Origin of the sequence: Roseateles sp., assembly GCF_036486225.1 — a bacterium.
In the GTDB taxonomy this organism is placed as follows: Bacteria; Pseudomonadota; Gammaproteobacteria; order Burkholderiales; family Burkholderiaceae_C; genus Roseateles.
The window spans coordinates 1-7,601 of sequence record NZ_DASVNZ010000311.1; the positions used below are offsets into that span (position 1 = coordinate 1).

The window sequence follows — 7,601 nt, forward strand, 5'->3', positions numbered from 1 at the left end:
ACGTAGGGCCAGGGATCGACACGGCCGGTCTCGATCACGTGCGCCAGGTTGGGATGCTGGATGCGCGAGGCGCCGTCGACCGTCTTCAGCCAGTGCAGCATCGCCGCCTCGCTGTTGGGCTTCTCGCGCGGCATCATCAGGAACATCTCCTGGCCGCTCTGCGGGTCGAAGACGACCCACAGCATCGAGCGCAGACTCTTGTGCAGCAGCGCGCGCAGCTCGAAGCGGCCGAAACGCTTCATCGGGGCGGCGGTGGATGTTGTGGTGTTGTCAGACACGAGCGATGTGCGACTCCCGCCGGTGCGGGGTCACGGACCTTTTGTAATGTCGATTGGACCGGAACCCCGAGGTCCTCGCCTGAAGAACTGAGGGGGATTCTCCGCTCAGTTCTGTAACTGCGCCCACACCTTTTCCAGGCGCTTGACGCTGACCGGCTGGGGTGTCCTCAGTTCCTGGGCGAACAGGCTGACCCGCAATTCCTCCAGCTGCCAGCGGAAGTCCTCCACCCGCGCGTCGGTCGTGCCCTTGAGGTCGGCCACCCGGCGCGACCAGCGCTGTTCCAGCGGGCGGAGCTCCGAGAGCAGCTTCGCGTCGCGCGGCGCGTCGGCGCGCAGCTTGTCCAGGCGCAGGGTGATCGCCTTGAGGTAGCGGGGGTAGTGCTGGAGCTGGCTCCAGGGGGTCTGCAGGACGAAGCGCTTGGGCATCAGGCGCTGCAACTGCGCCTGCAGGTCCTCGATCACGTCCTTGGGGGCCGTGCGGGCGTCCTTGAGCTTGCGCAGCGCGCCCTGGTATTCGAGGAGGACGTTGAAGGCGAGGCGCGCGACTTCCTGGGCGATGAGGTTGAGGCGCGCGCGGCCTTCTTCGAGCCGGGCCTTGAAGGTGAACTCGTCCACCGGCAAGGGATCGGCGAGGAAGGCGCGCTCCAGTGCGACGGCGACGATCTGGTCGCGCAGCTCCTCGGCCGTGCCCAGGCTCATGTAGGACACCGACATCTGCGTCAGGTCGGGGATGTTCTTCTCGAGGTACTTCAGCGGCTCCTTGAGCTGCAGTGCGATCAGGCGGCGCAGGCCGGCGCGGTGCTTGGCGGCGGCGAGCTCGGGTTCGTCGAAGACCTCGATCTCGACGTGCTGGCCCTTGTCGATCAGCGCCGGGAAACCGATCAGGGTCTGCGGGCCGCGCTTGATCTCCATCAGCTCGGGGAGCTCGCCGAAGGTCCAGGCGGTGTAGGCCTTGGCGGCCTCGCTCGCGGGTTTGGAAGGCGGCGTCACCGTCGCCTTGATGCCGCGAGACTTGTCGCCGCTTGACGTCGGCCGTCCTTCGTCGACCGCAGCCCTCACCCCTGCCCTCTCCCGCGAGCGGGAGAGGGAGTCGTCAGAGTGTTGCCCTGCGAGAGAGTCGAGCGAGCCTTGCTGCTTCTGAGAGTCGTCCGAACCTTGCAGCTTCAACGCCGCCAGCGCCTGGAACGCGGAGCGCGCCTGCGTGCCGAGTTCCGCCTTGAGGGTCGCGAGGTTGCGGCCCTGGCCCAGTTGGCGGCCGTGCTCGTCGACGACGCGGATGTTCATGAACAGGTGTGCGGGCAACTGTTCGAGCTTGAAGTCGTTGCGCTGCACCGCGACCTGCGAGCGTTCCTTCACCGCCTTGAGCAGCACGTCGACCAGGCCGCCCTGCGCGAACGGGTTCAGCTCGACGAACTCGGCGATGAACTCGGGCAGCGGCGTCAGCCGGTTGCGCGGCTTCTGGTGCAGGCTCTTGAGCAGCGCCATGACCTTGGCCTCCAGCATCCCCGGCACCAGCCAGTCGACGCGTTCGTCGTTGACCTGGTTGAGCGCGTAGATCGGCACCGTCACCGTCAGGCCGTCGCGCGCGTCGCCGGGCTGATGCAGGTAGGTGGCCGTGCAGTCGACGCCGCCCAGGCGGATGGTCTTCGGGAAGGCGTTGCTGGTGACGCCGGCGGCCTCGTGCCGCATCAGTTCGTCGCGGCTCAGCTGCAGCAGCTTCGGGTTGGCTTTGCTCGCTTCCCGGAACCATTTCTCCAGGGTCACGCCGGAATACACGTCCGCCGGCAGCTGCTGGTCGTAGAAGGCGTAGATCAGCTCGTCGTCGACCAGCACGTCCTGCCGGCGCGACTTGTGTTCGAGCTCCTCGACCTTGGCGATCTGCTTCTGGTTGTGCGCCAGGAACGGCAGCCGCGTCTCCCAGTCGCCGTTGACCAGCGCCTCGCGGATGAAGATCTCGCGCGCGGCGGCGGCGTCGACGCGGCCGAAGTTCACCCGCTTGTTGTTGTAGAGCACGATGCCGTAGAGCGTCGCGCGCTCCAGCGCGACGACCTCGGCGGCCTTCTTCTCCCAGTGCGGCTCCAGCAGCTGGGTCTTGATCAGGTGGCCGGCGATGCCGGGCAGCCACTGCGGCTCGATCGCCGCGATGCCGCGGCCGAACAGCCGCGTCGTGTCGACCAGCTCCGCCGCGACGATCCAGCGACCCGGCTTCTTGCTCAGGTGCGCGCCGGGATGGCGCCAGAACTTGATGCCGCGCGCGCCCAGGTACCAGTCGTCGTCATCGGCCTTCACGCCGATGTTGCCCAGCAGACCGGCCAGCATCGACAGGTGGACCTGCTCGTAGGTCGCCGGCGCGCCGTTCAGGCGCCAGCCGTGTTCGGCGATCACCGTGTGCAGCTGCGAATAGATGTCGCGCCACTCGCGCACGCGGCGCGGGTTGACGAAGTTGTCGCGCAACAGCTGTTCCTGCTTGCGGTTGGAGAGTTTGTGTTCGCCCTCCCCGCCCTTCGATTCACCCAGCCACTTCCACAGCTTCAGGTAGCCCATGAACTCCGACTTCTCGTCGTCGAACTTCTTGTGCTTCTCGTCGGCCTGCTGTTGCTGCTCCATCGGCCGGTCGCGCACGTCCTGGCCGGACAGCGCGCTGGCGATGACCAGCACCTCGCTGAGCGCGTCGCGCTGGCGCGCCTCCAGGATCATGCGGCCGACGCGCGGGTCCAGCGGCAGCTTGGAGAGCTCGTGGCCCATCGGCGTGAGCTCGTTGCGCTCGTCGACGGCGCCCAGTTCGTTGAGCAGCTGGTAGCCGTCGGCCACGGCCTTGCGCGGCGGCGGTTCGATGAAGGGGAAGTCCTCGACCTGCCCCAGGTGCAGCGACTTCATCCGCAGGATCACGCCCGCGAGCGAGCTGCGCAGGATCTCGGGATCGGTGAAGCGTGGCCGCGAGAGGTAGTCCTTCTCGTCGTAGAGCCGGATGCAGGTGCCGTTGCTGACGCGGCCGCAGCGGCCGGCGCGCTGGTTGGCCGCCGCCTGGCTGATGTTCTCGATCTGCAGCTGCTCGACCTTGTTGCGGTAGCTGTAGCGCTTCACGCGCGCCAGGCCGGGGTCGATCACGTAGCGGATGCCCGGTACCGTCAGCGAGGTCTCGGCGACGTTGGTCGCCAGCACGATGCGGGGCTGGCCGTGCGGCTGGAAGACGCGGTTCTGCTCCTGCTCGGACAGGCGCGCGAACAGCGGCAGCACCTCGACGCCGGGCGGGTGGTGCTTGCGCAGCGCCTCGGCGGCTTCGCGGATCTCGCGCTCGCCGGGGAGGAAAACCAGCACGTCGCCGCGACCGTGACGCCAGAGTTCGTCGACGGCGTCGCAGATGGCGTCGTTGACGTCGTACTCGCGCGATTCCTCGAAGGGGCGGTAGAGCTGTTCGACCGGGAACAGGCGCCCCGACACCATCAGAACCGGCGCGGGTCCCTTCACCGAGGCGAAGTGCTGCGCGAAGCGGTCCGCGTCGATGGTGGCCGAGGTCACGACGACCTTCAGATCCGGACGGCGCGGCAGGATCTCGCGCAGGTAGCCGAGCAGGAAATCGATGTTGAGGCTGCGTTCGTGCGCCTCGTCGATGATCAGCGTGTCGTAGGCGCTGAGCAGCGGATCGGTCTGGGTCTCGGCCAGCAGGATGCCGTCCGTCATGAGCTTGACCGAGGCGCCCGGCTGCAGTCGATCCTGGAAGCGGACCTTGTAGCCGACGACGTCGCCCAGCGGCGACTTGAGCTCCTCGGCGATGCGCTTGGCGACGCTGGACGCGGCGATCCGACGCGGCTGCGTGTGGCCGATCAGGCCGCCGCCATTGCCGCGACCGCGGCCCATCGCCAAGGCGATCTTGGGCAGCTGCGTCGTCTTGCCGGAGCCGGTCTCGCCGCAGACGATCACCACCTGGTGCTCGGCCATCGCCCGCATGATCTCCTCGCGACGGCCGGAGACCGGCAGCGATTCGGGGAACTCGATCGGCGGGATCGGGGTCGCAGGCGCCGGGGGGCGGCGAGGTCCGGCCTCGCGCGGCGGACGTGGCGGGCGCGGCGGACGCGGGGAACCCGGCTGTCCGGCAGGGCGCGGCTCGCGCGGGGGACGGGGGGCGGGGGCTTTGGTGTCTTGACTCACGGGGCGCGGATGATCTCGCGCCCCGCGATCACGGGCCGGACGTCAGGTCAGGCTCACTTTTTCTCGTCCGGCATCTCGGCGTAGGTGATGACGTTGATCACCGCCCCCTGGGGGTCCTGGAGGGTCGCCATCCGCCCGACGGTGGGCACTTCCATGATCTCCATCAGGACCTTGCCGCCCATCGCCTTGGCCTGGGCCACGGTCTCGTCGACGTTGTCCACCGTGACGTAGATTCCCCAGGCGGGCGGCATGCCCTGCTGCGGGCAGGCCATCATGCCGCCGATGGCGTCGTCCGCCCCGCGGGTCTTGATCACGTGATAGGGCGGCGCGTCGGCCGGACCGCCCGGCATCGGCATGACCTCGACCTGCCAGCCGAACAGCTTGCCGTAGAACTCGGTCGCCTTCTTTGGGTCGGTCGTCATCAGTTCCGACCAGCTGAAGGCACCATGCGTCTTGAAGACTTCCATGTCTCGCTCCTGGGGGGTGTTGCGGAGGCGCCATGCTCCGCCGCCGCACAGCGTCCGGCAAGTGACCTTGCCGCCGCGTTGCGGGGACAGGCTGTTGCACAATCCGCGCCCATGAGCCTGGTCTTCCCCCATACCTTCGTGCCGTGGTTTCGCGCGGTGGCCCCTTATATCCATGCGTATCGCGGAGAAACCTTCGTCGTCGGCATGACCGGGGAAATGATCGCCGCCGGCAAGCTCAACAGCTTCGTCCAGGATCTGGCCATCATGCATGCGATGGGCATCAAGATCGTGCTGGTCCACGGTTTCCGCCCGCAGGTCAACGAGCAGCTCGCGCTCAAGGGCCACCAGCCGCAATACAGCCACGGCATGCGCATCACCGACGGCATCGCGCTGGACAGCGCGCAGGAAGCCGCCGGCCAATTGCGTTTCGAAATCGAGGCCGCGTTTTCGCAAGGCCTGCCCAACACGCCGATGGCCAATTCCACCGTGCGCGTGGTGTCGGGCAATTTCCTGACGGCGCGGCCGGTCGGCATCGTCGACGGTGTCGATTTCAAGCACTCCGGCATCGTGCGCCGCGTGGACGCCGCCGCGATCCAGCGCGCCATCGATATCGGCGCCATCGTGCTGATGTCGCCCTTCGGTTTCTCGCCCACCGGCGACGCCTTCAATCTGATGATGGAAGACGTCGCGACGGAAACCGCGATCGCGCTGCAGGCCGACAAGCTGCTGTTCATGACCGAAGTCGAGGGTGTTCGCGAAAACCCCGAGGACCCGGAAAGCGCGATCGACACGGAACTGGCGCTGGCCGACGCGAAACGCCTGATCGCCAAACTCCCGCCGCCGACGCAGCCGACCGACGTCGGTTTCTATCTGAAGTACTGCGTGACGGCCTGCGAATCGGGCGTCGAGCGCTCGCACATCCTGCCCTTCGCCGTCGACGGCGCGATCCTGCAGGAGGTCTATACCCACGACGGCATCGGCACCATGGTGGTCGATGAAAAACTCGAAAGCCTGCGCGAGGCGACCCACGACGATATCGGCAGCCTGATTGCGCTGATCGAACCGTTCGAGCGCGACGGCACGCTGGTCAAACGCGAGCGCAGCGAAATCGAACGCGACATCGAGTCCTATACCGTCATCGAACACGACGGCGTGATATTCGGCTGCGCCGCGCTGCATCCCTATCAGGAAGCGCGCACGGCCGAAATGGCCGCACTCACCGTGTCCAGCGCCGTGCAGGGCCAGGGCGACGGCGAACGCATCCTCAAGCGCATCGAGCAGCGCGCCAAGGCCATGGGCCTGACCAGCGTGTTCGTGCTGACCACGCGCACCATGCACTGGTTCATCAAGCGCGGCTTCCAGCCGGTCGATCCGAACTGGCTGCCCGAGGAACGCAAGCGCAAATACAACTGGGACCGGCGTTCGCAGGTCCTCGTCAAGAAACTCACCTGACCCCAGATCACCGATCCCCGCTTTCCATCGAGCCGGGATCGCCCTCCCAGGCAGCGGCCGACGTCGGCCGGCTGCCGTACTCCCCCAACATTTCTTGAACATCGAGGTTTGATATGGCCCGCACCGTCCAATGCGTTTATCTGAAGAAGGAAGCCGAGGGGATGGACTTTCCCATCTATCCGGGCGAACTCGGCAAGCGCATCTATGAGAACGTCTCCAAGGAAGCCTGGGCGGCGTGGATGAAGCACCAGACCATGCTGGTCAATGAAAACCGCCTGAATCTGGCCGACCAGCGCGCGCGCCAATACCTCGCGCGGCAGATGGAACAGTTCTTCTTCGGCGGCGGCGCGGAACAGCCCGCCGGATATGTCCCGCCGACGGAGTGATTTCACTGTCGTGGTGCGCGGCGCGGCGGTGCCCCGCGTCAATTCGTGTCAGCCGGGACACGATTTCTGACAGTTGAAGCGGCAAAATCTCCAGGAAATGCCGCCCCGATGCCGTTTCAGCGCCGACCGGGGGATTTACCCCCTTGCGGTGATACTCGATTCCCTGCCTATAATGCGGCATTCCCTTTCGAGGGAGCCGTTGAACTACGCGAGGAATTGCATAAATGGCATCGCTCAAAGACCTCCTGGCCCAGCGGGCCGCCCTCGAAGCGCAAATCGCCGAAACCCAGGACCGTGAACGGTCCGACGCGATCGGCAAAGTCAAATCGCTGATGCAGGAATACGGCCTGACGGTCGCCGACCTGACCGCACGCGCCGCCAAGACCGGCACGCCGAAGTCGTCCAAGGTGGCTGCAAAGTATCGCAACCAGGCCACCGGTGAAACCTGGAGCGGCCGCGGCCTGCAACCGAAATGGCTGAAGGCGGCCATTTCCGGCGGCGCCAAGCTGGAAGATTTCGTGATCTGATGCCAGCGGTCTGAAGGCCAGGCGCCTTCCGACACCAATGAAAGCCACCTTCGGGTGGCTTTCTGCATTTTTCGGCCCCACCCTTTTTGCACTACCTCCTGCGAGGCACCCCCATTCCGGGGGGAGCGCCCGGCCCGGCAGGGATAGCGCTGACCGGCCGGCAACAGCGTGCGGCTAGCATGCCCGCCGGTCCCCTCCGCGCCACGCGCGGATCCGCTCTTTCCTTCCTACGCCGCCCCCACCTTGAAGTCCGAGTTGTCCGCCCCCGCCGGTTGGGCTCCGCCCGCCGCGTCGCGCCGCCTGCCCGCGGTCGCGCCAGCCGTGTTGCTGGTCGCCGCCACG

At 66.7% G+C, this 7,601-nt stretch carries 5 protein-coding genes and 1 pseudogene; 3 read left to right on the plus strand and 3 right to left on the minus strand.

Features of this window, described 5'->3' with window-relative positions:
• From VF536_RS20715 to VF536_RS20725, 3 genes and pseudogenes are all read right to left on the minus strand, one after another.
• Positions 1–242 (minus strand): annotated as a pseudogene (locus VF536_RS20715) (protein kinase); the annotation flags it as partial.
• Between the two features lie 141 nt (positions 243–383).
• Positions 384–4,427: an ATP-dependent RNA helicase HrpA gene (hrpA, locus tag VF536_RS20720; RefSeq protein ID WP_331616764.1), complete on the minus strand. Its 4,044-nt coding sequence runs from the start codon at positions 4,425–4,427 to the stop codon at positions 384–386.
• 53 nt (positions 4,428–4,480) lie between these two features.
• Positions 4,481–4,894 carry a VOC family protein gene (locus VF536_RS20725; protein WP_331616765.1) on the minus strand — a complete coding sequence of 138 codons (414 nt, stop codon included), beginning with the start codon at positions 4,892–4,894 and terminating at the stop codon, positions 4,481–4,483.
• Positions 4,895–5,005: 111 nt separating this feature from the next.
• Between VF536_RS20725 and argA the strand changes: the two genes are divergently transcribed.
• From argA to VF536_RS20740, 3 genes are all read left to right on the plus strand, one after another.
• On the plus strand, positions 5,006–6,346 hold the full coding sequence (gene argA / locus VF536_RS20730; RefSeq protein ID WP_067275247.1) for an amino-acid N-acetyltransferase: 1,341 nt from the start codon (positions 5,006–5,008) through the stop codon (positions 6,344–6,346).
• 113 nt (positions 6,347–6,459) lie between these two features.
• Complete coding sequence (locus VF536_RS20735) at positions 6,460–6,732, plus strand: oxidative damage protection protein (protein WP_088403658.1); 273 nt, start codon at positions 6,460–6,462, stop codon at positions 6,730–6,732.
• Positions 6,733–6,956: 224 nt separating this feature from the next.
• Positions 6,957–7,259, plus strand: a complete 303-nt coding sequence (locus VF536_RS20740) for an H-NS family nucleoid-associated regulatory protein (RefSeq protein ID WP_067275254.1) — start codon at positions 6,957–6,959, stop codon at positions 7,257–7,259.
• Positions 7,260–7,601 lie beyond the last annotated feature (342 nt).